The sequence below is a fragment of the Micromonospora sp. NBRC 110038 genome (assembly GCF_020884815.1).
Lineage (GTDB): Bacteria > Actinomycetota > Actinomycetes > Mycobacteriales > Micromonosporaceae > Micromonospora > Micromonospora haikouensis.
This window is the reverse complement of the sequence record NZ_BBOL01000005.1, coordinates 280,388-303,167: the sequence shown is the minus strand read 5'-3', so window position 1 is coordinate 303,167 and position 22,780 is coordinate 280,388. Positions and strand designations below refer to the sequence as shown.

The 22,780-nt window shown below is 72.5% G+C and carries 17 protein-coding genes and 1 pseudogene; 8 read left to right on the top strand and 10 right to left on the bottom strand.

Features of this window, described 5'->3' with window-relative positions; all coding sequences use genetic code 11:
* The first annotated feature begins 98 nt into the window (after nt 1–98).
* Together LPU61_RS19715 and LPU61_RS19710 are read left to right on the top strand one after the other, a co-directional pair.
* Nucleotides 99–1,415 (top strand): PLP-dependent aminotransferase family protein, encoded by a 1,317-nt coding sequence (locus LPU61_RS19715; RefSeq protein ID WP_043960994.1) that lies wholly within the window; start codon nt 99–101, stop codon nt 1,413–1,415.
* A gap of 7 nt (nt 1,416–1,422) precedes the next feature.
* Nucleotides 1,423–2,421, top strand: a complete 999-nt coding sequence (locus LPU61_RS19710) for a D-alanine--D-alanine ligase (protein WP_043960997.1) — start codon at nt 1,423–1,425, stop codon at nt 2,419–2,421.
* 142 nt (nt 2,422–2,563) lie between these two features.
* Here the strand turns inward: LPU61_RS19710 and LPU61_RS19705 are convergent.
* The 9 genes and pseudogenes from LPU61_RS19705 to rpmH all read right to left on the bottom strand — a co-directional run.
* Nucleotides 2,564–3,161 (bottom strand): annotated as a pseudogene (locus tag LPU61_RS19705) (hypothetical protein); the annotation flags it as partial.
* Nucleotides 3,162–5,974: 2,813 nt separating this feature from the next.
* Nucleotides 5,975–7,003, bottom strand: coding sequence for a ParB/RepB/Spo0J family partition protein (locus LPU61_RS19700; protein ID WP_229405705.1), 1,029 nt, complete (start codon nt 7,001–7,003; stop codon nt 5,975–5,977).
* 27 nt (nt 7,004–7,030) lie between these two features.
* On the bottom strand, nt 7,031–8,374 hold the full coding sequence (locus tag LPU61_RS31615) for a ParA family protein (RefSeq protein WP_082106118.1): 1,344 nt from the start codon (nt 8,372–8,374) through the stop codon (nt 7,031–7,033).
* A gap of 263 nt (nt 8,375–8,637) precedes the next feature.
* On the bottom strand, nt 8,638–9,351 hold the full coding sequence (gene rsmG, locus LPU61_RS19690; protein WP_043963641.1) for a 16S rRNA (guanine(527)-N(7))-methyltransferase RsmG: 714 nt from the start codon (nt 9,349–9,351) through the stop codon (nt 8,638–8,640).
* 202 nt (nt 9,352–9,553) lie between these two features.
* The gene (locus tag LPU61_RS19685) at nt 9,554–10,150 is read right to left on the bottom strand and encodes a R3H domain-containing nucleic acid-binding protein (RefSeq protein ID WP_229405704.1); all 597 of its coding nucleotides are present in this window, start codon (nt 10,148–10,150) and stop codon (nt 9,554–9,556) included.
* Between the two features lie 213 nt (nt 10,151–10,363).
* Nucleotides 10,364–11,347 carry a membrane protein insertase YidC gene (gene yidC / locus LPU61_RS19680; RefSeq protein ID WP_077935361.1) on the bottom strand — a complete coding sequence of 328 codons (984 nt, stop codon included), beginning with the start codon at nt 11,345–11,347 and terminating at the stop codon, nt 10,364–10,366.
* A gap of 3 nt (nt 11,348–11,350) precedes the next feature.
* Entirely contained in the window at nt 11,351–11,638 is a 288-nt protein-coding gene (yidD, locus tag LPU61_RS19675) for a membrane protein insertion efficiency factor YidD (RefSeq protein ID WP_077935362.1), read from the bottom strand.
* A complete protein-coding gene (rnpA, locus tag LPU61_RS19670; protein WP_043961004.1) occupies nt 11,635–12,051 on the bottom strand; it encodes a ribonuclease P protein component in 417 nt (138 codons plus the stop codon). Before rnpA ends, yidD begins: the two co-directional genes overlap by 4 nt.
* Nucleotides 12,052–12,087: 36 nt before the next feature.
* Nucleotides 12,088–12,225, bottom strand: a complete 138-nt coding sequence (gene rpmH / locus LPU61_RS19665; RefSeq protein WP_013736606.1) for a 50S ribosomal protein L34 — start codon at nt 12,223–12,225, stop codon at nt 12,088–12,090.
* 620 nt (nt 12,226–12,845) lie between these two features.
* Here rpmH and dnaA point away from each other — a divergent pair.
* From dnaA to LPU61_RS19640, 5 genes are all read left to right on the top strand, one after another.
* Nucleotides 12,846–14,741, top strand: a complete 1,896-nt coding sequence (dnaA, locus tag LPU61_RS19660; RefSeq protein WP_043961005.1) for a chromosomal replication initiator protein DnaA — start codon at nt 12,846–12,848, stop codon at nt 14,739–14,741.
* A gap of 880 nt (nt 14,742–15,621) precedes the next feature.
* On the top strand, nt 15,622–16,755 hold the full coding sequence (dnaN, locus tag LPU61_RS19655) for a DNA polymerase III subunit beta (protein ID WP_043961006.1): 1,134 nt from the start codon (nt 15,622–15,624) through the stop codon (nt 16,753–16,755).
* Between the two features lie 40 nt (nt 16,756–16,795).
* Complete coding sequence (gene gnd / locus LPU61_RS19650) at nt 16,796–17,668, top strand: phosphogluconate dehydrogenase (NAD(+)-dependent, decarboxylating) (RefSeq protein WP_043961007.1); 873 nt, start codon at nt 16,796–16,798, stop codon at nt 17,666–17,668.
* A 16-nt stretch (nt 17,669–17,684) separates the two neighbouring features.
* Entirely contained in the window at nt 17,685–18,818 is a 1,134-nt protein-coding gene (gene recF / locus LPU61_RS19645; RefSeq protein WP_043961009.1) for a DNA replication/repair protein RecF, read from the top strand.
* Between the two features lie 7 nt (nt 18,819–18,825).
* On the top strand, nt 18,826–19,494 hold the full coding sequence (locus LPU61_RS19640) for a DUF721 domain-containing protein (RefSeq protein WP_374199701.1): 669 nt from the start codon (nt 18,826–18,828) through the stop codon (nt 19,492–19,494).
* Nucleotides 19,495–19,666: 172 nt separating this feature from the next.
* Here the strand turns inward: LPU61_RS19640 and LPU61_RS19635 are convergent, their stop codons facing one another.
* Nucleotides 19,667–20,221 (bottom strand): hypothetical protein, encoded by a 555-nt coding sequence (locus LPU61_RS19635; RefSeq protein WP_043961011.1) that lies wholly within the window; start codon nt 20,219–20,221, stop codon nt 19,667–19,669.
* Between the two features lie 519 nt (nt 20,222–20,740).
* Here LPU61_RS19635 and gyrB point away from each other — a divergent pair.
* The gene (gyrB, locus tag LPU61_RS19630; protein ID WP_043961013.1) at nt 20,741–22,687 is read left to right on the top strand and encodes a DNA topoisomerase (ATP-hydrolyzing) subunit B; all 1,947 of its coding nucleotides are present in this window, start codon (nt 20,741–20,743) and stop codon (nt 22,685–22,687) included.
* Nucleotides 22,688–22,780: the final 93 nt, after the last annotated feature.

Sequence of the window (22,780 nt, the reverse complement as noted above, 5' to 3'; positions counted from 1 at the left end):
CTACCATCGGTGGTCTGCGTCCCGTGCCGCCATGGTCTGCGGTGTCCCGGGTACCCCCGGGGGGCGGGAGCCGCCCGACACGCGATCGAGGTGATGTCATGACCGGCACGACGCTCGACGACTACACCGACCGGTACGCCCGGCGCGTCCGGGGCATGACCGCCTCGGAGATCCGCGCCCTGTTCGCAGTGGCCAGCCGGCCCGAGGTGGTCTCCCTCGCCGGCGGCGCGCCCTACATCGCCGCCCTGCCGCTGGACGCGGTGGGCGAGATGCTCGGCCGGCTCGGCTCCGAGCACGGCGTCACCACCCTCCAGTACGGCATCGGGCAGGGCTCCCTGGAGCTGCGTGAGCGGATCTGCGAGGTGATGGCCTTCTCCGGCATCGACGCGTCGTGCGGGGCCTCCCCGGAGGACGTGGTGGTGACCGTCGGCGGTCAGCAGGCCCTCGACCTGGTGGCCCGCCTCTTCCTGGACCCGGGTGACGTGGTGCTCGCCGAGGGGCCGACCTACGTCGGCGCGCTCGGGGTGTTCCAGGCCGCCCAGGCCCAGGTCGTGCACGTGCCGATGGACGACGACGGGCTGATCCCGGAGGCGCTGGAGACGGCGGTCGCCGAGCTGGCCCGGGCCGGGCGGCGGGTGAAGTTCCTGTACACCATCCCGACGTACCAGAACCCGATGGGCGTGACGCTCAGCGAGGAACGACGCGAACGGGTCCTCGACATCTGCGAGCGCGCGGGCCTGCTGGTGATCGAGGACGACCCGTACGGGCAGCTCGGTTTCGAGGGTGACGCCCCGCGGCCACTGCGGGCCCGGCGGCGCGACGGCGTCTTCTACCTCAGCACCTTCTCCAAGACCTTCGCTCCGGGGCTGCGGGTGGGCTGGATCCTGGCCCCGCACGCGGTCCGCGACAAGCTGGTCATCGCCAGCGAGGCGAACATCCTCTGCCCCAGCGGGTACGCCCAGGCCGCCGTCTCGACCTACCTGGGGACGATGCCGTGGCGCGAGCAGCTCAAGGTCTACCGGGAGCTCTACCGGGAGCGCCGCGACGCCCTGCTGGCCGCGCTGGAGGACCTGATGCCGGCCGGCACCACCTGGACCAGGCCTACCGGCGGCCTCTTCGTCTGGGCGAGCCTGCCCGACGGCCTGGACGCCAAGGCGATGGTGCCGCGCTCGATCGCGGCCCGGGTCGCGTACGTGCCGGGCACCGGCTTCTACGCCGACGGCACCGGCACCGGCAACATGCGGCTCAACTACTCCTTCCCCACGCCGGAGCGGATCCGGGAGGGCGTGCGCCGGCTGGCCGGCGTGATGGAGCAGGAGATCGCCATGCGCCGGGTCTTCGGGAACACCGTCGGTCGTCCCGGTTCGCGGCGGGGGCAGGCCGGCGCGGACACCCCGGGACCCGACTTGGCATGATTCCGGCATGGCTGCGATCCCTGCCGAGCGAATCACCGTGACCGCCCCCAACAGCACCACCGAGCTGCACGTGCTGGTGCTCGCCGGTGGCCTCTCCTACGAGCGGGACGTCTCGCTCCGTTCCGGCCGCCGGGTGCTGGACGCGCTCCGCGCCGTCGGGGTAGAGGCGGAGCTGCGGGACGCCGACGTGGCCCTGCTCCCGGCGCTGGTCGCCGACCCGCCGGATGCCGTGGTGATCGCCCTGCACGGCGCGACCGGCGAGGACGGTTCGCTGCGCGGCGTGCTCGACCTGTGCGACGTCCCGTACGTCGGCTGCGACGCCCGGGCGTCCCGCGTCGCCTGGGACAAGCCGTCGGCGAAGGCGGTGCTCCGCGAGGCTGGCCTGCCCACCCCCGACTGGGTGGCCCTGCCGCACGACCGCTTCTCGGAGCTGGGGGCGGTGGCGGTGCTGGACCGGATCGTCGACCGGCTCGGGCTGCCACTGATGGTGAAGCCGGCGCAGGGCGGTTCCGGCCTGGGCGCCGCCGTGGTCCGGGACGCCGCGTCGCTGCCGGCCGCGATGGTCGGTTGTTTCGCGTACCACTCGACGGCGCTGGTCGAGCGGTACGTCTCCGGCATGGACGTCGCGGTGTCGGTGGTCGACCTCGGGGAGGGCCCGCAGGCGCTGCCCGCCGTGGAGATCGTGCCCCGCAACGGCGTGTACGACTACGCCGCCCGGTACACCGCCGGCCGGACCACCTGGCACACCCCCGCGCGACTCGACCCGGAGGTCGCCGACACGGTGGCCCGCGTCGCCGTGGCGGCCCACACGGCGCTGGGGCTGCGCGACCTGTCCCGGGTCGACCTGATCGTGGACGCCGACGGCCAGCCGCACGTGCTGGAGGTCAACGTCTCGCCGGGCATGACGGAGACGTCGCTGCTGCCGCTCGCCGTCCAGGCCGCCGGGCTGGACTTCGGCCGGTTGATCGGCTCCCTGGTGACCCGGGCCGCCGCCCGGCGCGGCTGACCGGCTCCTCCGACGCGGCCGACCACCCGCCCCCGCTACCGGGCGGCGTCGGTCGGCCCGTCCGCCGGCTCCGGGATCTCCTCGGCGGCCTCGATCACGCCGACGCCGTCGTCCTCGCCCACGGCGTCGGAGGACGACTGGGTGCCGATACTCGACGGCGCCTGCCACTGGATTCGGGGCGGCTCGGCCAGCGGCCGGCCACCGAACTCAGCCAGCCAGGCGGCCACCATGGCCAGGTTCTCCCGCCACTGCTGCTCGGAGATCGGCGGGAGGATGGAGTCCCACAGCGACAGGAACGTGCCCCGCAACTGGAGCCGCCCGTACGGCCGGGCGAGGAACCACAGGTGCAGGTGGGCCGATCCGTCGCCCCACCGGTTCACGTGGACGCGGGCGACGCCGTCGAGGGACCGGATGGCCTTCTCCAGCCGTACCGTCATCACGCCCAGCTCGGCGGCGAGAAGATTGGGCAGGTCGCCCAGGTCGAGGTGGGAGCGGGACTCCAGGATCAGCACCATCGGCAGCCCGGTGGGCCGGTCCATGGCGCGGACACGCCACCGCTCGCCAACCCAGATGTACGCGTCGTCGGGCGCGGCGCAGGCCGTGCACTCCCGGTTGCCCTCGCCCTTGCGCGGGGGTTCCACCGGGACGGGATCCTCAAGGTGCTTGACCCGGAGGTCGCCCTCGAAGGGAAAGGAAGGCCAGGAGGTGAAGTCGGGGACTGCGGGAGGGGTGTCGTGCACGACGCTGACCCTAACCGAGCAAGCGGGCCCTGTCCCTACCTGATTCGTCCAGCGTCGAGGGCGGCCGGGCCCCTCGGACCGGGCCCGCGCGGTCGCCGGACGGGGCGAGTTCCGCACCCCCGCGCAGTGCCGTCCCGCGCGGTCCACGAGCGTTGTCCACACGTTATCCACAGGCCGTCGAGACCGTCGCCACGGCCCGTCGTCCACAGGCTGACAACGCGTTTCACGCGGGGTTTCACGTGAAACAGGGTGGGGCTGTGGAAAACCGCTGTGGATAACTCCGCGCTTCTCGGCGAGGGTTGTGCACAGCCTCTTGTCTCCCTCGTTCCTAACGAGCCGGCGGCCTGCGGGTCGCTGCCTGAGCGCCCGAAGATGGGGCCGATCTGCCGCCGTCTTCCGGGCCGGGCGACGCCTGCTCCTGGTGCCGCGCGGGTCGGACAGGCCATCAGAGGGGCGCAGCCGGGCGTCCGCAGATGGCCGCGCCCTGGCTCTCCGGGCTCCCGAGGCCCTTCCCACGTGACCGTCCCCGGATGACGGGGAACTGACCATCGGCGAAGGGCTCCACGACTCCCACCGACCCGACGCCGGTCGCGACCCTCCCGTCATCTCGGCGCGGGCGCGCACAGCGCAGCCGCGTGGTGCCGTCGGTGTGCCCGCTGCCGACCGGGGCGGCGAAGCGGCGGCAGCCCGTCGGAAAGGTGCGGTCGTCATGACCGCCGAAGACCGGCTCCCGTGGGCATCCAGCCGAACGGCGACGGGGCGACGTGCTGGTGCCGACCTTGGTGCTGGACCGTCGCGGCTGCTGCTGCACCCGTCGCGGCTGCTGCTGCACCCGTCGGGGCAAGCGACGCCGTCGGGGCAGTGGCGACCGTCAAGCGCAACACGGGCCGGTCGAGGACCGCCGAGCGCAACACGGGCCGGTCGAGGACCGCCGAGCGCAACACGGGCCGGTCGAGGACCGCCGAGCGCAGCGCGGGCCGGTCGAGGACCGCCGGCCGGGCTCCCGAGGCTCGAGGACCGCCGAGGACCGCCGAGGACGGGAGATCGGGGAGATCGCCGTTGGCGCGCGGCGAACAACTCGTCGCTTCGCGACCGCACAGGAGAAAGCGGGCCAGCCCGCTGAGGAGGCCGTGCAGGTCCGAACCGGCGAGCGGGGTGCAATGGGGTCGGATCGCAGCCTGCGATGGCGTGAGGGCCAGCTGATGGTCTGCCGCCGCTTCACGGGCGACAGCCTTGGCCTGCCCCGGTCTCTCAGGTCGCGCTCGTGAGGGGCCGCGTCCCCGACAAGGGCTACGGGTTCAGGGCCGGGGTGCCGGAGCCCGGCCGTACTTGCGCCGACCAGAGGGGGCACCGGAGCCGCCTCGCGCCGCGCACGTCCGGGGCCCGCCATTCCCGGCCGCGGGGCACCGATCGGACGGTCCCGAGCGTGTCCCCGAGCGTCCTGCCTTCTCCGCGCCCCGGCCTCCCGATCCCGGCTTCCACGTCCCTTCGTGTCCGATGGCTCCTGAAGCCACGCGCTCCGGCCGGCGGCTGGTGCCGCTGGTGCCGGCCCCGGGACGCGGCCCTGGGTCGGCGTGCTGCGTGTCGGCACCGGTGATGCCGAGGGTTTCCCGGCTTCCGGTTCCACGTGAAACAGGGCGGCAGCTCGCCTCCGCACGGGGCCGGGATGGGCCGTTCCCTCGCCGCCCCGGCGGGGGGCGAGCCGGAGGGGATCACCGAGCACAGCTACTCGGGCATCGGCCGTCACGAGCCACAGACCGCGAGCGAGGTGGAGCGGCTCATCGTCACCAACTCGCCGCCGCCGCTCCCCTTGCCGGGCCTGCGGCTGCCGAATGCCTCGCGGCACGGCACCAGCTCCCGACACGGAGGACCGTTTCACGTGGAACCAGTGGGGCGGGACACTCGCGGCATCGGGCGGGCCAGGCGGTGAGTCACGCGGATTCGGCCGGCGGGACCCGAACCTCGGTGACCGGCTCGGACGCTGTCTGCGGCGGCTTTACGGGGCGAGAGCCTGGAGCCGGGGCATGGTGCTGAGTGGCGTCCGTGCGGATGTCCTCGTTTCACGTGGAACCCGTCTACAGGCTGATCGCCGAGGACCTACGCAGCTCGGGGTCGACACGGCGGGCCTCCTCCGTCCGGCGGCCCTCCTCCCTCCGGCACCCGCCACCATGTCGGCGACATCGCGGTATCCGGGGCCTCGGGATACCCCCATGTCGCCGACATGGCGAGCAACGACGCCAGGTCGGCGGTGACCGCCATCGGATGCCCGGCCGGGGAGAGGCCCAAGTTGGCGGAGGCGTAGGCCCTGCCGGCCCCGCATAGCCCATTCGAGGCGCGCACGGCCGGCGCGGGCGGCGATCCCGCGAGCCGACGGCGGCAAGCCCGCGTGCCAACGGCACCGATCCCGCGAGCCGACGGCGGCAAGCCCGCGTGCCAACGGCACCGATCCCGCGTGCTCGGCATTACCTGTCCGCCAACGTCTTCTGCGTGTGCGAGGAGCTCCGGAGCTGATCGTCGGCCGAAACGTGTCCCGCCTCCCACCACCAGGGGGCGAGCCCGCCTGGCGGTCACCTCCGACGGCGGGCAGCCCACCGACGACCGGGAGGTTTCACGTGGAACGTGTCGGCGACCACGGCGCACGGAGGTGGATGGCCCCGCACCGCCTCACGGAGCCTGGGCCGCATCGTGCCGACCGACACGGGGCGATGACTGCCGGAAGGCGATGCCCCTCGGGACCACCCGGGCAGCAGCCCGAAACGCCGCCGGCCGCGTCGCCCGGGTGGGACGGCGCGGCCGGCGGGCAGGCGCGGAGGTCAGTCCTCGGAGGTGTCCTCTTGACCGACCCCGATGATGCCGACGATCCGTTCCAGGTCGTCGACCGTGGCGAACTCGATGGTGATCTTGCCCTTGCTCCGGCCGATGTCCACCTTCACCCTGGTGTCGAACCGGTCGGAGAGCCGGTCCGCGAGGTCCGTGAGGGCCGGGGCGTGGGCAGTGGTCCGCCGCTTCGCGGCCGGGGCCTTCGCCGGCCCGTCCGCCAGCGCGAGCGCGACGATCTCCTCGGTCGATCGGACGGAGAGCCCCTCGGCGACGATGCGTGCCGCGAGTTGCTCCTGCGCCTGCGCCTCGTCCAGGCTCAGCAGCGCGCGGGCATGGCCGGCGGAGAGCAGCCCGGCGGCGACGCGGCGCTGCACCTGGGCGGGCAGGTTCAGCAGCCGGATGGTGTTGGAGATCTGCGGGCGGCTCCGGCCGATCCGGCGGGCCAACTCCTCGTGGGTCGCGCCGAACTCCTCCAGCAGTTGCTGGTATGCGGCGGCCTCCTCCAGCGGGTTGAGGTTGGCCCGGTGGATGTTCTCCAGCAGCGCGTCCCGGAGCATGGCGTCGTCGCGGGTGTCCCGGACGATGGCGGGAATGTTCTCCCGGCCGACGGCCTGCGCGGCCCGCCAGCGGCGCTCGCCCATGACGAGTTCGTACTTCTCGCCGTCGAGTGCCCGCACCACGATCGGCTGGAGGAAGCCGACCTCCTGGATGGAGGTCTTCAATTCCTCCAGCGCCTCCTCGTCGAAGACCTGGCGGGGCTGCTTCGGGTTGGGCACGATCGCGTCGACCGGCACCTCAGCGAACCGGGCACCGGGCACCGGGCTGAGTTGAGGCTCGGACGGCGGCATGGCCACAGGGGCCTCGACGTCGACCGGCTCCGCCATCGGGGCCGGTGCAGAGGCCGGGACGGGCGCCTCGCCGTCTTCGGGCATCGCCGTCGTCGTCTCGACGGGCTGGACCGGGCCGGTGGGGATCAGCGCCCCGAGCCCTCGACCCAGACCCCCCCGAGGACGGTTCTTCATACGATGCCTCCCAGCGACTTGTCCGCACTACGCATTCCGGCTCACCGGCTCCTTGACCCCACGCTCGGCGATCTCCTGGGCGGCCTCGAAGTAACTCGTCGCCCCCCGTGAACCGGGATCGTAGGTCATGACCGACTGGCCGTAGCTCGGTGCCTCGGAGACTCGGACGTTCCGGGGGATCACCGCCTGCAGGACCTTGTCGCCGAAGTGGTTCCGGACGTCCTGCTCCACCGCGTCGGCCAGCCTGGTGCGCCGGTCGTACATGGTGAGCAGGATGGTGGAGACGTCGAGCCTGGGGTTGAGGTGCTTGCGGACCAGGTTGATGTTGTTGATCAGCTGGTTCAGCCCTTCCAGCGCGTAGTACTCGCACTGGATGGGGATGAGGACCTCCTGCGCGGCCACCAGGGCGTTGACGGTGAGCAGGCCCAGCGACGGCGGGCAGTCGATGAAGACGTAGTCGAAGTGGCCGGGGTAGGCGTCGATCGCCCGGGACAGCCGCGACTCACGGGCCACCACGGACACCAGCTCGATCTCTGCGCCCGCGAGGTCGATCGTGGCCGGTACGCACCACAGGTTGGGGATGCCCTCGACGCCCTGGGCCACCTCCTCCAGGGGGACGCTGTTGATCAGGCAGTCGTAGACGTCCGGCACGCCGGTGTGGTGCGGGACGTTCAGCCCGGTCGACGCGTTGCCCTGCGGGTCGAGGTCGACCACGAGAACCCGGTTGCCGTGCAGGGCGAGCGCCACCGCCAGGTTCACCGTGGTCGTGGTCTTCCCCACGCCGCCCTTCTGGTTGGCGACGCACATCACCCGGGTCCGCTCCGGACGCGGCATGGTCACCTCGCCACTCGGATTAAGGATCTGCACGGCGCGCATAGCCTCCATAGCCAACGGTGGGTCATCCTCTTCGCGCGTCGGGGTTTCACGTGAAACGTACGCGGCATCGGCCGGTTCGGTGCCATAGGCCCCGGCCGGCGGTGCCGGCGTGTCGACTGGAACGGCGGCTCCCGGGGCCGCGTCGGGCACCACGTGCGGTGCGGGTTGCTGGGGGAGCACGACGGCAGGCCGGGGTGTCGACTCGAAGTGAGCGGAGAGCCCCGGGTCGGACCCGTCGGCCGCCGGAACGCCGGGGCGGCCGGCCCTGCCGTAGACCGTTCCGGACGCCTCCGCCCGGGGGGCGGTGGTGCCGGTGCCGGCGGCGACAGGGGCGTCGCGGCGCGGAGCGGAGCCGCCGCCGATCGGGTGTGCCGCCGCCCCGTAGGCGTCGCCGGGCCAGCCGGGCTCGTCGGTTTCACGTGAAACGGGGCCCGCTGCGGACCGCTCTCCGCGACCGTTCACCCGTGGATCGTCGTACCTGCCGTCGTCATGCACCTGTCATCCCTACCCGCTCCGGATGGTCGGCCCGCACCCCGTCGTCTTGGCCACGCTCGTTCGCATCACGGAGCCTACGGCCCGGCGGGAGCGGCCGGGACCCCCTCGGGGTCAGATGCCGTCCACTCCACACTATCGACGCGCGGTCAGCCTACGGCGGACGGGCGCGGCCGGTCCACGCCGGATTTCCCGCCCGCGCGTGCCCGCACCCGTATCAACGACCCGACCTGCGGCGGGAAGCCGGCGCGAGGGGACGAAGGCGGTCAGCGGCCCCGGCGACGCCCGCCGCGCGAGCGCTTCGCCGCCGACTTGACGCGGGGCTGGTTCACCACCCGCTCGCGCACGATCTCCACCACCGTCGCCGGCGGCTCGATCACACCGACCCCGCAGCGCTGCACGGTCGGCTCGCCCCCGCCCAACTTGGCGACGGCCTCGGCGTGCTCCGCGATCTCGTCGGCGGCGGAAGCGCCCTTCATCGCCACCAGCCGCCCGCCGCGCACGGTCAGGGGGAGACACCAGGCGGCGAGGCGGTCGAGCGGTGCCACGGCGCGAGCGGTGACGATGTCCGCGCTGAAGGGGCCGACCCCGGTCGAGCCGGTCGCCGCCTCCTCGGCCCGCCCCCGGAAGACCCGGACCGTCTTCGCCAGCCCCAGACTCTCGACCACCTCGACGAGGAACGAGGTGCGTCGGGCCAGCGGCTCGACCAGGGTGACGGTCAGGTCGGGCCGCGCGATGGCCAACACCAGCCCGGGCAGGCCGGCACCCGAGCCGACGTCGAGCACCGACGCGTCCGGCGGGATCCGTTCCGCCACCGCGGCACAGTTGAGCAGGTGCCGGTCCCAGATCCGCGGTGCCTCCCGTGGCCCGATGAGGCCGCGGACCACCCCGTCCGTGGCGAGCAGTTCCGCGTACGCGGCGGCGAGTTCAAGCCGGTCGCCGAAGAGGGCACGGGCGGCCTCCGCCAGCTCGGGCGGCAGCGTCGCGACGGCCGGATCCGGTGCTTCCCCGGTCGGGCGGGGCGCATCGTCCCCGAGGGCCGGTGCCGTCACGCTGGGCGGCGCGGCCTCGACGCCGGGCGCTGCTTCGTCGGCCGACCCGGGCCGGGCAGGCGACGGCCCGGGCGGCGTGCCACCCGGGCCGGACACGGCTGCCGCCGTGGTGTCGTCGTGGGTCACCCGGTCAGTCCGCGGGCCGGACGACGATGCGGCGGTTCGGCTCGACGCCCTCGGACTCGCTCTCCACGCCGCTCATCGCGTTGACGACGTCGTGGACGCACTTGCGCTCGAAGGCGGACATCGGTTCGAGCCGCACCGGCTCCCCGTACTCCTTGACCTTCTCCACCGCGTTCTTGGCGACGGCGGCGAGCTCCTTGCGCCGGGTGGCGCGGTAGCCGCCGACGTCGAGCAGCAGCCGGCTCGGAGTCCCGGTCTGCCGGAACACCGCCAGCCGGGCCAGCTCCTGGAGCGCCTCCAGGGTGGCCCCGCGCTGCCCGACCAGGTTCTGCAGTCGGCCGCCGACGACCTCGACCACCGGACGGCCACCGGACACCAGCTCGTCGATGTCCCCGTCGTAGTCGAGGATGTCGAGCAGCCCTTCGACGTAGTCGGCGGCGATCTCGCTCTGCCGGAACAGCTCGCTCTCGGCCGGCGCCTTCTTCTCCCGGGGAGCGGCCCCGGTCTCGGCCTCCTCCTCCTCGGTGTCGTCGTCGGTGGCCTCGATCGGCGTGCTCTCCTCGTCCACTGACTGGTCAGCGCTGGGGATGCTGGTCTCGGTCACGGTCTCATCTCCGTACTCGCTCGGCCGGACCGTCGGGTCCGCTGGTTCCCCGGGGGCCGGCGGGAGATCACCGGTGCCCACGGGCACGTCTGTACGGGCGGCTGTCGCCCGCGACCGCGCTACGCGCGGTGGGTCGGGCCCGGCGCTGCCCCACGGGCGGCGGCCAGGGCCCGGTCCCGCCCGTGCCGGGCGGCCGGCGCGGGCGGGGAGGCGTCAGCCCTGGCGCTTGGCCGGGCCGCTCTTCTTCGGGTTGACCGGCTTGGCACCCGGCTTCGGGCCGGCGACCTTCGGCGTGGCCGGCGCCTGCTTGACCGGAGCGGGGGCGGCCTTGCGGCCGAACAGGCCGGCGGTCTTCGCCGGCTGGACCGGGCTGTTGGACTTGACGCCGGTGCGGCCCGGGGTGGGCGGCGGCGGGTACTTGCGCAGCACCCACTGCTGCTGGCCGAGGGTGAACAGGTTGTTCGTGACCCAGTAGATGATCACACCGATCGGGAAGATCGCGCCGGAGACGAGCAGCGACAGCGGGATGCCGTAGAGCATCAGGCGCTGCACCATCTTCTGCTGCGGGTCCTCCGCCCAACCGGTCTTGAGGATCATCTGGCGGCTGGTGAGGTAGGTGGTGCCCATCATCACCAGGACCAGGATGCCGGCGATCACCTTCACGGTGGTGCCGTTGGCCCCGAGGCGGGCCAGCTCGTCGGCGGTCGAGCCGAACTTGCCGGCGATCGGTGCGGTGAAGAGCTTGGCGCTGGAGGCGCTGTCGAACTGCTCGACCGTCCAGCCGTAGAGCGTCTTATTGATCTTGGCCGGGTCGAGGCGGCGCAGCACGTGGAAGAGGCCGAGGAAGACCGGGATCTGGAGGAACATCGGAAGGCAGCCCATGAGCGGGTTGGCCTTTTCCTTCCGGTAGAGCTCCATCATCTCCTTCTGGAGCGTCTCCCGGTCACCCTTGTGCTTCTCCTGGAGCTCCTTCACCTTGGGCTGGAGCGCCTGCATGGCCCGCTGGGACTTGATCTGCTTGACGAAGACCGGGAACAGGATCACCCGGACGGTGACCACCAGGAAGACGATGGCCAGGATCCAGGCCCAGTTCGTCCCGATCACCGCGTCGACCGGTACTCCGATGGCGTCCCAGGCCGAGTGCCAGGTCAGCAGGATCCACGAGATCGCGTAGTAGATCCAGTCCAGACTGAACAATTCTCAGGCTCCAGTCACTTCGGCACGGCGGCGACCGCCCGGCTCGGGCACCGGGTCGTGTCCACCAGGGTGAAAGGGGTGGCAGCGCAACAACCGTCGGACCGTCAGACCGGCACCCCGAATCGCGCCGTGCCGGGCCACGGCCTCAAGGGCGTACGCACTGCACGACGGGTAGAACCGACAGCGGGCCGGCAGCGCCGGGCTTATCCAACGACGGTACGCGACGATGGGGCCGGTCAGCACCCGGGCACCCAAGCTCGTCGACGGCGACGCCGTGGAATCGCTGCTCATCGGGGCCGCCGCCCCCGGGGGGCGCGGGCTGTGGCGATCGCCGCGTCGAGGTCGGCCCCCAGCCGGGAGAATGACGCCTCGGCTGCGGCCGGGAGTGCCCGTACGACCAGGGTGCTGCCCTCGGGCAGGGCCGCGAGCCGCTCGCGGACCAGGTGCCGCAGCCGACGCCGGACCACGTTGCGGACGACGGCGGGGCCGACGGCCTTGGACACGACGAAGCCGGCGCGGGTCGCTGCGGAGGTGTGCTCCGCAGCGGTGGTCCGCGCCGGCTTCGGCGAGACGTCCGTCGGTGTCCCCGGTGTGCCGGGCAGGGTCAGGTGGACGACGAGCACGCCACGGCCCGCCCGGCGACCAGCCCGGACCGCTGCGGCGAAGTCACTGCTGCGCCGCAGTCGTTGCGCGGCGGCCAGCACGACTGCCCACGTCCCCCGGACCGGCCCCGGTCGGCCTCAGGCCGACAGGCGGGCGCGGCCCTTGGCGCGACGGGTCGAGATGATGGCGCGTCCGGCCCGGGTGCGCATACGCAGCCGGAAGCCGTGGGTCTTCGCGCGCCGGCGGTTGTTCGGCTGGTAGGTGCGCTTGCTCACGTCAGGCTCTCCGTTTTCGTACGCCCCGGGCGCGGGATCGCCGGGGTCGTGTGGTGGTCCAGGCCACCTCGGCGGTGGCCCCCGATCGGTGCTGCCCGGCGGCGCGGAACCTCGGCGATGCGAGGGAGGCGACCGCGGACAGCAAGCACGCACCACCCTAGCAGAGGGCGGCAGAGCAGCCGCTCCAGCCTACGCAGAGGGGCAATGAGCGTCAAACACCCCGCCACACCCCCACAGCGCCCCTGACCACGACCGAAGCGCTGCTTTTCACTGATGTCGCCAAGGGTGCCACCGCGTCGACGGTTGATGGCCCCGGCCCCGCGCTGTTAGCGTGCGCGTTTGCGGTCGGCGTCGTCGCCCCGTTCCCGTCGTCGGGCGAGACGGTCGTCGTCGAGCAGGACCGGACTCGGGCAAGACCCGACCAGGCAGTGAATCGTTCGGCACGGTGAAACCCGCTTCAGCGCCCGTTCAGACAGGGGGCAGGTCCCACCCGCTTCGGGCGGGGGGCCACAATCGGTCAGTACACACAGGCTGTGGATAACTTGTGGACGACGGCCGGTGAGCCGTCCGGCTGGACCACCGCGGCGGTCGGGAGCAGAAGCGAGGGGGGTGGCACGACGGTGGCCGGTACGACCGACCTAGCCGCGGTGTGGACGGCGACCACGGACGAACTCGCCGACGAGATCATCTCCGCGCAGCAACGCGCGTACCTGCGGCTCACCCGGCTCCGCGCGATCGTCGAGGACACCGCCCTGCTCTCCGTGCCGGACGCCTTCACCCGCGACGTGATCGAGTCCCGGCTGCGGCCGGCCATCACCGAGGCGCTGACCCGGCGGCTGGGCCGCCCGATCCAGGTGGCGGTGACCGTCCGGGTCGCCGAGGACCCCTCGGGCCGCCCCGCCGGCACGGTCTACCGCAGCACCCCGGACGCCGGGCCGGGCGAACAGCCCGCCCTCGACGGGTCCGCCGGCTTCGACTCCGCAGCGGCGTTCGACGCCCGGGGATACGACGAGTCCGGCGCGGGCCGGCACGAACCCGCGCTCGGCTTTCCCGCCCCGGGCCATCCCGGCCACGACGAGCCGGGCGCCGACCCCGCGCGGCCACCCCACCCGGGCCAGGACGGCACCGCCGGGCATCCCGGGCACGGGGCGGCGGAGCCGGGGCCCGCGTCCCGGCCAGCCCCGACCGACGACGGGCACCGCCCGGGGCTGGTCCCGGCCGCCCGCGACGCCCAGGAGCCCCTGTTCGGCGACGCCTTCGCCGAACCGCTGGTGCCGGGTGCCGACCGGCGCGGCTTCGAGGAGCGGCCCCGGCTCGACGTCGGCGGGGCCCGGCCCTACGAGGGCCGATACGCGGCCGGCGCCGTGCCGGCTCCCCAGCGGCTGCCGCGCGACGGCGGCACCGACAGCGGACCGGGTCGCAGTGGCATGGATCACCGTCCGGGCGGACGGGACGACCGGCGGCTCCCCGGCGGGGCGGAGACCGGTGGGAACCGGCTCAACCCGAAGTACATGTTCGAGACGTTCGTCATCGGCTCGTCCAACCGGTTCGCGCACGCCGCGTCCGTCGCGGTCGCCGAGTCGCCGGCGAAGGCGTACAACCCGCTGTTCATCTACGGCAGCTCCGGGCTCGGCAAGACGCACCTGCTGCACGCCATCGGTCACTACGCCACCACGCTGGGCAACGCCCGCTCGGTCCGGTACGTCTCGACCGAGGAGTTCACCAACGACTTCATCAACTCGGTGCGCGACGACAAGACGAGCGCGTTCCAGCGCCGCTACCGCGACGTCGACATCCTGCTGATCGACGACATCCAGTTCCTGGAGAACCGCGAGCGGACCCAGGAGGAGTTCTTCCACACCTTCAACACGCTGCACAACGCCAACAAGCAGATCGTCGTCACCTCCGACCGGTCGCCCAAGCAGCTCGCGACGCTGGAGGACCGGCTGCGCACCCGGTTCGAGTGGGGGCTGCTGGCCGACATCCAGCCGCCCGACCTGGAGACCCGGATCGCGATCCTGCAGAAGAAGGCGGCCCAGGAGCGGCTCTACGCGCCGCCGGACGTGCTGGAGTTCATCGCGTCGCGGGTGTCGAACTCGATCCGGGAGCTGGAGGGGGCGCTGATCCGGGTCACCGCGTTCGCGAGCCTCACCCGGTCGACCGTCGAGCTGTCGCTGGCCGAGGAGGTGCTGCGGGACTTCATCCCCGACGGCGCCGGCCCCGAGATCACCGCCGACCAGATCATGGTCTCCACCGCCGACTACTTCGGGGTCAGCCTGGAGGACCTGCGCGGGCACTCCCGCTCCCGGGTGCTGGTCAACGCCCGCCAGGTCGCCATGTACCTGTGCCGGGAGCTGACCGACCTGTCGCTGCCCCGGATCGGGCAGGCGTTCGGCGGGCGGGACCACACGACCGTCATGCACGCCGACCGGAAGATCCGTCAGCAGATGGCGGAGCGCCGCTCGCTCTACAACCAGATCGCCGAGCTGACCAACCGGATCAAGCAGACCACCTGAGGCGTACGCCCACCACGCCCTCGCCCGCAGCGGCGACCGACGCCCGGCCGACCACGGCCGGGCGTTCTCGCGTCCCGGGGCGGCGTCGGCCCCCGCGCCCGACCACCCGGGTCGACGTGACGCCGGTCACTTCCAGGCCCCGGAGCCGTCGTCCACAGGTGCACCGGGACGCCTCGTGTTGACCCTCGACCCGGTTCAGGCCCCAGGATCGGCGCATGCTCGTCCACGGTTTCCACACGCTGTCCACAGCCGGTTGTCCACCGACGGTGGAAAACTACGCACGGTCCGACCTCGGTTACCCACAGGCTGTGGACAAACCCTGGGGACGGACCTGTGGACGCCTGTGGACGCCTGTGGACGATGCCGCCCGTCGCCCACAGGCAGGGCGACGGCTGTGGGCTTCCTGTTGAAGGTTCTGGGGACAACGACGCGAAGACCGGTGCGGCCCGTCCACAGGACTGGGGAGAAAGTCGGTGGATAACCGGTGGATAACCGGTGGACGGCGGTGGACAACCCGGTGGATCGGAGGGCCTGTGGACGACCGGCCCGGTTTTACCCCGGGTTCTCCACAGGCTAACCACCGGTGGATAACGTGCCTGACCTGCACAGACGCGGGTTTTCCACAGTTTGCACAGGTGCTACGAAGACGATGAGTTTGTTCTTCTAAGAGAACAAAAACCAATCATCACCGTTGGACTTCCTGTGGATGGGGCCGGAACGGCCGGAGACAGTCGCTCCGGCACCGGCCGGATCCACGGGGTCGGGCGCACAGCCGATGCCCACGCGCCCTAAGGTGCGATGGGAACCCGCACAGTCAGGCGGGACGGTGGGCAGCGGTCGGCATGAGAGAGTTGTCGCTGACGTCGACGCGGAGGCATTGATGAAGTTCCGAGTGGAGCGCGACGCGCTCGCCGAGGCCGTGGCGTGGACCGCGAAGAGCCTGCCCAACCGGCCGTCCGTGCCAGTCCTGGCCGGCGTGATGCTCCGGGTGACCGACGGCAACCTGCAGGTCTCCGGCTTCGACTACGAGGTCTCCAGCCAGGTGACCGTCGAGGTGCAGGGTGACGCCGACGGGGCCGCCCTGGTCTCCGGCCGGCTGCTCGCCGAGATCACCAAGGCGCTCCCCGCGAAGCCGGTGGACATCGCCGCGGTCGGCGCGCACCTCGAACTGGTCTGTGGCAGCGCCCGGTTCACCCTGCCCACCATGCCGGTGGAGGACTACCCCGCCCTGCCCGAGATGCCGGAGAGCACCGGCACGGTCGACGCCGCCGCGTTCGCCGCCGCCGTCGCGCAGGTCGCCGTGGCCGCCGGGCGGGACGAGACGCTGCCGATGATGACCGGCGTCCGTATCGAGCTCTCGGGTGGCAACCTGGCCATGCTCGCCACCGACCGCTACCGGCTCGCGCTGCGCGAGATGGAGTGGCACCCGGACGACCCCGAGGTGAGCATCAACGCCCTGGTGCCGGCGCGCACCCTGCACGACACCGCCAAGGCCCTCGGCCCGCTCGGCGGGCACGTGACGATGGCCCTGTCCCAGGGGGCGGCCGGCGAGGGCATGATCGGTTTCTCCGGCGGCACCCGGCGCACCACCAGCCGGCTGCTCGACGGCGCCAACTACCCGCCGGTGCGCTCGCTCTTCCCCGCCAGCCACAACGCCGAGGCCCGCCTCGCCGTCAGCACCCTCATCGAGGTCGTCAAGCGGGTGGCGCTGGTCGCCGAGCGCACCACCCCCGTGCTGCTCAGCTTCAGCTCCGACGGCCTCGTCGTGGAGGCGGGCGGCACCGAGGAGGCGCGGGCCAGCGAGGCCATGGAGGCCACCTTCACCGGCGACCCGCTGACCATCGGCTTCAACCCGCAGTACCTCATCGACGGGCTGGCCAACCTGGGCGCCCAGTTCGCGCAGCTGGCGTTCGTCGACGCCTTCAAGCCGGCGGTGATTTCCCCCGCAGGCGAGGATGGCGAGGTCATCCCCGGGTACCGGTACCTCATCATGCCGATCCGCGTCTCCCGCTGATCGCGCATACCCGACCCGGACGCAGCGGAGGTAGGAACACATGCAGCTCGGCCTCGTAGGACTCGGCCGCATGGGCGGCAACATGCGCGAGCGGCTGCGCGCCGCCGGTCACGAGGTGGTCGGCTACGACCGCAACGCCGACCGCAGCGACGTCACGAGCCTGGCCGAGCTGGCCGAGAAGCTCGACGGCCCCCGGGCCGTCTGGGTGATGGTCCCCGCCGGCGTCACCGACACCACCATCGACGCCGTCGCCGAGCACCTCGGCGACGGCGACATCATCATCGACGGCGGCAACTCCCGGTTCAGCGACGACGCCCCCCGGGCCGAACGGCTCGCCACGCGCGGCATCGGATACCTCGACGTCGGCGTCTCCGGCGGCGTCTGGGGCAAGGAAAATGGCTACGCCCTGATGGTCGGCGGCGCGCAGGAGCACGTCGACCGGCTGATGCCGATCTTCGAGGCGCTCAAGCCGGCCGGCGAGCACGGCTTCGTGCACGCCGGCCCCGTCGGCGCCGGCCACTACGCCAAGATGGTGCACAACGGCATCGAGTACGGCCTCATGCACGCCTACGCCGAGGGCTACGAGCTGCTCACCAAGTCCGAGCTGGTCACCAACGTGCCGGGCGTGTTCAAGTCCTGGCGCGAGGGCACCGTCGTCCAGTCCTGGCTGCTCGACCTGCTCGACCGCGCCCTCGACGAGGACCCGGACCTGTCCGACCTGAGCGGCTACACGGAGGACACCGGCGAGGGCCGGTGGACGGTCGACGAGGCCATCCGCCTGGCCGTGCCGCTGAACGTCATCGCCGCCTCGCTGTTCGCCCGCTTCACCTCCCGGCAGGAGGACTCTCCCGCCATGAAGGCCGTCGCCGCCCTGCGCCAGCAGTTCGGCGGCCACGCCGTCCACAAGCGCTGAGCGGCGTCCGCCACCCGTGTACGTCCGCCGGCTCGAACTGGTCGACTTCCGCTCCTACGAGCGGGTCGCCGTCGACCTCGAACCCGGCCCCAACGTCCTGGTCGGCGCCAACGGCACCGGCAAGACCAACCTCGTCGAGGCGCTCGGCTACGTGGCGACCCTGGGCTCGCACCGGGTCGCCACGGACGCCCCGCTGGTGCGGCTGGGCGCCACCTCGGCCGTGATCCGCTGCGCGGTGGCGCACGACGGCCGGGAACTGCTGGTCGAGCTGGAGATCGTCCCCGGCAAGGCCAACCGGGCCCGGCTGGGTCGTTCACCGGCCCGGCGGGCCCGCGACGTCCTCGGCGCGCTGCGCATGGTGCTGTTCGCCCCGGAGGACCTGGAACTCGTCCGCGGCGATCCGGCGGAACGCCGCCGCTACCTCGACGACCTGCTGGTCAGCCGCCAGCCCCGCTACGCCGGGGTACGCGCCGACTACGAACGGGTCGTCAAGCAGCGCAACGCCCTGCTGCGCACCGCGTACCTGGCCCGCAAGACCGGCGGGTCGCGCGGCGGGGACCTGTCCACCCTCGCCGTCTGGGACACCCACCTCGCCCGGCACGGGGCCGAGCTGCTCGCCGGCAGGCTGGAACTCGTCGCCGCACTCGGCCCGCACGTCACCAAGGCCTACGACGCGGTCGCCGCCGGCAAGGGCGCGGCGGGCATCACGTACCGGCCGTCGGTGGAACTGACGGACCCGGTGGCGGACCGGGCGGCGCTGGCCGAGACGCTGCTCGCGGCGCTGGCCGAGTCCCGGTCCGCCGAGGTGGAGCGCGGCACCACGCTCGTCGGCCCGCACCGCGACGACCTGGCCCTCACCCTTGGCCCGCTGCCCGCCAAGGGGTACGCCAGCCACGGTGAGTCCTGGTCGTTCGCCCTGGCCCTGCGGCTGGCCGGATACGACCTGCTCCGCTCCGACGGCATCGAGCCGGTGCTGGTGCTCGACGACGTCTTCGCCGAGCTCGACGCGGGCCGCCGCGAGCGGCTGGCGGGGCTGGTCGGCGGGGCGAGCCAACTGCTGGTGACCTGCGCCGTGGACGACGACGTGCCGACCGGCCTGCACGGCGTCCGCTACCAGGTCGGCGATGGCGAGGTGCGCCGTGCCGGATGAGCAGGAGCTGCCGCCGGCCCGGCTCGGGCCCCGTACCCCCGCCGTCGGGCCGGGTGGCCGGGACGCCGCAGCCCCGGGCGGCGGCGCACGCCGCGGTGCCGGCCGGGCGGCCGACGGGACCGGACGGCCCGACGGCCCGGCCGCCGCGGGCGGTGGCGACGCGCCCGCCGGGACGGCGGGGCCGGAACTGGCCCGGGCGGTGCTGGACGCCGCGCGGGCCCGCCGCGAGGCGGCGGCCAAGACCCGCCGCCGCAGCGTCGTCTCTGGCGACGGCGAGGGCGGGCGGCGGCTACGCGGCTACTCCGGCCCCGGGCCGGACCCCCGCGACCCGCAGCCGCTGGGTGTCGTGCTGGGCCGGCTGATGAAGGCGCGCGGCTGGGAGCAGCCGGCCGCCGAGGCGACCGTGTTCGGCGCGTGGGAGCGGGTCGTCGGCCCCGAGGTGGCCCAGAACAGCCGCCCGGTCAAGCTGGAGGACGGCGAGCTGACCGTCGAGGCCCGGTCCACCGCGTGGGCGACGCAGCTGCGGCTGCTCGCCGCCTCCCTGCTCCGGCAGATCGCCAGCGAGGTGGGCCACAACGTGGTGCGCAAGCTGCACATCCACGGGCCGGCCGCGCCGTCCTGGTCCCGGGGGCCGCGCCGCGTCCGGGGCAGGGGCCCCCGCGACACGTACGGCTGACGCCGGGGCCCGCGCGGACGGGCCTGGGCCGCGTCCGACGGGTCCGGGCCGCGTCCGACGGGTCCGGGCCGCGCGATGTCGGCGACGTGGCGGTATCCCGGCCGCCCGGATACCGCCACGTCGCCGACATGGAGTCGATCACCACGCGCGGGACGGGCCGGCGCCGGGCGGGTCAGGCGTCGGCGTAGACGGCGAAGCCCCGGTCGGCGCAGCGGCGGTAGAAGGCCGCCAGCACACCCAGCTCGGCGCAGGTGAAGTCCCACTGCGGCGGGTCGCCGTTCTCGTCGCGCAGCCCGTCCAGGCGGGTGTCGAGCCAGCGCAACTGCTGCTCGGCGAGGCGGCCGTCGCCGAGCAGCCCACGCAGCACGGTGCTGACCGAGTCGAAGGTGACCGTCTCTCCGTGCGGCCGGTGCCCGGCCACGAAGCGCTCGATCCCGCCGGCGATCCAGGCGCAGCCGTCCGGGTCGATCACCGGATCCTCGTCCTCGGCCGCGTTCTCCGTGGCGTAGAGCACATTCTCCAGCCCGAGCAGCAGGTCGACCAGCTCCGTGTAGGCGGTCGCCCGGACCGTGCCGGTCTTTGCGATGTGTTCGGCGAGAGCCGCCGTCGGCGCGGAGATCCGCGGCAGGTCGACGATCTCGCCGAAGTCGACGAACTCGGCCGGTGCGACCGGATCGTAGAAGCGGCCGGTCCGCGGCCAGTGCACCGCGACGTTGTCCAGCCCCATCTGGCGTCACCCCTTGAGAGCACGTGTCGAAGCGTTCGGGTCGATCGTCCGGTTCCGACCGGAAAAGATCAAGACCGGCCACGCTGGGCGCCGCAAACCTACGCCCACCGTCCCTCCCGCCGCGACCCCCACCCCCCGAGTCCCGGCGGCGGCGCCGCCACCCGATCCGGGGCTCGCCCGTAGGGGGAGTCGCGGGTGGCGCGGATCGGCCGGCTACGGAGTTCTCAGCCGCCGCGAAGGGGTGCCGAGTGGCGGTTCTGTCGTCTGCGCACAGTAAGATTGAGGGCGAGACGAAGACCCGACACGGTGCGACGGACACGGGCCCACCGGCCCGAGATCATTGTCCCACGTCGGGTCGAGCCGATCGCGATCCGCGGGCATCCGCGGCGACCGGCGCTCCGGCCCGTGCCCCGGTTCACGCCCGGTGCCGGTCCGCGCGCCGACGTCGCGTCCTGTCCGCCGAACCCGCGCCCGACTCGCGCCGCTTGCGGCGCTGGCGGCGCGAGAAAGTGGCCGAGGGTGGCAGCGCAGGACAAGCAGGAGTACGGCGCCGAGTCGATCACCGTCCTCGAAGGGCTGGAGGCGGTCCGCAAGCGGCCGGGCATGTACATCGGGTCGACCGGCGAGCGCGGTCTGCACCACCTGGTGTGGGAGGTCGTCGACAACGCGGTCGACGAGGCGCTTGCCGGCTACTGCGACACCATCGACGTGGTGCTGCTGGCCGACGGCGGGGTCCGGGTCACCGACAACGGGCGTGGCTTCCCGGTCGACCTGCACCCCAAGTTGAAGAAGCCCGGCGTCGAGGTGGCACTCACCGTGCTGCACGCCGGCGGCAAGTTCGACGGCAAGGCGTACGCCGTCTCCGGCGGTCTGCACGGCGTCGGCGTGTCCGTCGTCAACGCCCTGTCCACCAAGATGGCGGTGGAGATCCACAAGTCCGGTTTCGTCTGGCGGCAGCAATACACCAACTCCAAGCCGACGCCGCTGGAGAAGGGCGAGACCACCGACCGCACCGGCTCCGCCGTCGCCTTCTGGCCCGACGCCGACGTCTTCGAGACCGTCGACTTCGACTTCCAGACCATCTACCGCCGCCTCCAGGAGATGGCCTTCCTCAACCGGGGCCTGACCATCCACCTGCTCGACGAGCGGGTCCCCGAGGGCGAGGAGGGCAAGACCCGCGAGGTCACCTTCTGCTACAAGGGCGGCATCGCCGACTTCGTCCGGCACCTCAACGCCTCCAAGAACCCGATCCACAAGACGGTGGTCGAGTTCGGCGCCGAGGAGGAGGGCATGTCGGTCGAGATCGCCATGCAGTGGAACGAGTCGTACGGCGAGTCGGTCTACACCTTCGCCAACACGATCAACACCCACGAGGGCGGCACCCACGAGGAGGGCTTCCGCGCGGCGCTGACCAGCGTGGTCAACCGCTACGGCGCGGACAAGAAGCTGCTCAAGGGCGACGAGAAGCTCTCCGGGGAGGACATCCGCGAGGGCCTCGCCGCGATCATCTCGGTCAAGCTGGCCAACCCGCAGTTCGAGGGCCAGACCAAGACCAAGCTCGGCAACACCCCGGTGAAGAGCTTCGTGCAGCGGGTCTGCAACGAGTGGCTGGTCGACTGGTTCGACCGGAACCCCGCCGAGGCGAAGATCATCATCACCAAGGCGTCCCAGGCCGCCCGCGCCCGCATCGCCGCCCAGCAGGCGCGCAAGCTGGCCCGCCGCAAGTCGCTGCTGGAGTCCGGCTCGATGCCGGGCAAGCTCGCCGACTGCCAGTCCACCGACCCGCGCGAGTCCGAGGTCTTCATCGTCGAGGGCGACTCGGCCGGCGGCTCGGCCAAGCAGGGCCGCGACCCGCGCACCCAGGCGATCCTGCCGATCCGCGGCAAGATCCTCAACGTGGAGAAGGCCCGGATCGACCGGGTCCTGAAGAACAACGAGGTCCAGGCGCTGATCACCGCGCTGGGCACCGGCATCCACGACGACTTCGACATGGAGAAGCTGCGCTACCACAAGGTGGTGCTGATGGCCGACGCCGACGTCGACGGCCAGCACATCCAGACGCTGCTGCTCACCCTGCTGTTCCGCTTCATGCGGCCCCTGGTCGAGCTGGGCCACGTCTACCTGGCCGCCCCGCCGCTCTACAAGATCAAGTGGAACAAGAAGGGCGACGACGCGCAGTACGCGTACTCCGACCGCGAACGCGACGGGCTGATCGCGCTGCGCCAGCAGAAGAAGCCCAACGCCAAGCCGGACGACATCCAGCGCTTCAAGGGCCTCGGCGAGATGAACTACCCCGAGCTCTGGGAGACCACGATGAACCCGGCGACCCGCACCCTGCGTCAGGTCACGCTCGACGACGCGGCGGTGGCCGACGAACTGTTCAGCGTGCTGATGGGTGAGGACGTCGAGGCGCGCCGCTCGTTCATCCAGCGCAACGCCAAGGACGTCCGCTTCCTGGACATCTGACGGAGCCGGCGGGACCGCCCGGCCGTCCACCGGCGGCCCGCCGATCCACAGAGTTATCCACAGTGTGGCCGGTTTCCACAGCGGTTATCCACA

Bases quoted from the DNA above. Each gene is read 5' to 3' on its own strand.
- LPU61_RS19700 (WP_229405705.1), bottom strand. From the start codon at position 7,003: ATGAAGAACCGTCCTCGGGGGGGTCTGGGTCGAGGGCTCGGGGCGCTG.
- dnaN (WP_043961006.1), top strand. From the start codon at position 15,622: ATGAAGTTCCGAGTGGAGCGCGACGCGCTCGCCGAGGCCGTGGCGTGG.
- yidD (WP_077935362.1), bottom strand. From the start codon at position 11,638: ATGAGCAGCGATTCCACGGCGTCGCCGTCGACGAGCTTGGGTGCCCGG.
- LPU61_RS19710 (WP_043960997.1), top strand. From the start codon at position 1,423: ATGGCTGCGATCCCTGCCGAGCGAATCACCGTGACCGCCCCCAACAGC.
- LPU61_RS19715 (WP_043960994.1), top strand. From the start codon at position 99: ATGACCGGCACGACGCTCGACGACTACACCGACCGGTACGCCCGGCGC.
- LPU61_RS19635 (WP_043961011.1), bottom strand. From the start codon at position 20,221: ATGGGGCTGGACAACGTCGCGGTGCACTGGCCGCGGACCGGCCGCTTC.
- gnd (WP_043961007.1), top strand. From the start codon at position 16,796: ATGCAGCTCGGCCTCGTAGGACTCGGCCGCATGGGCGGCAACATGCGC.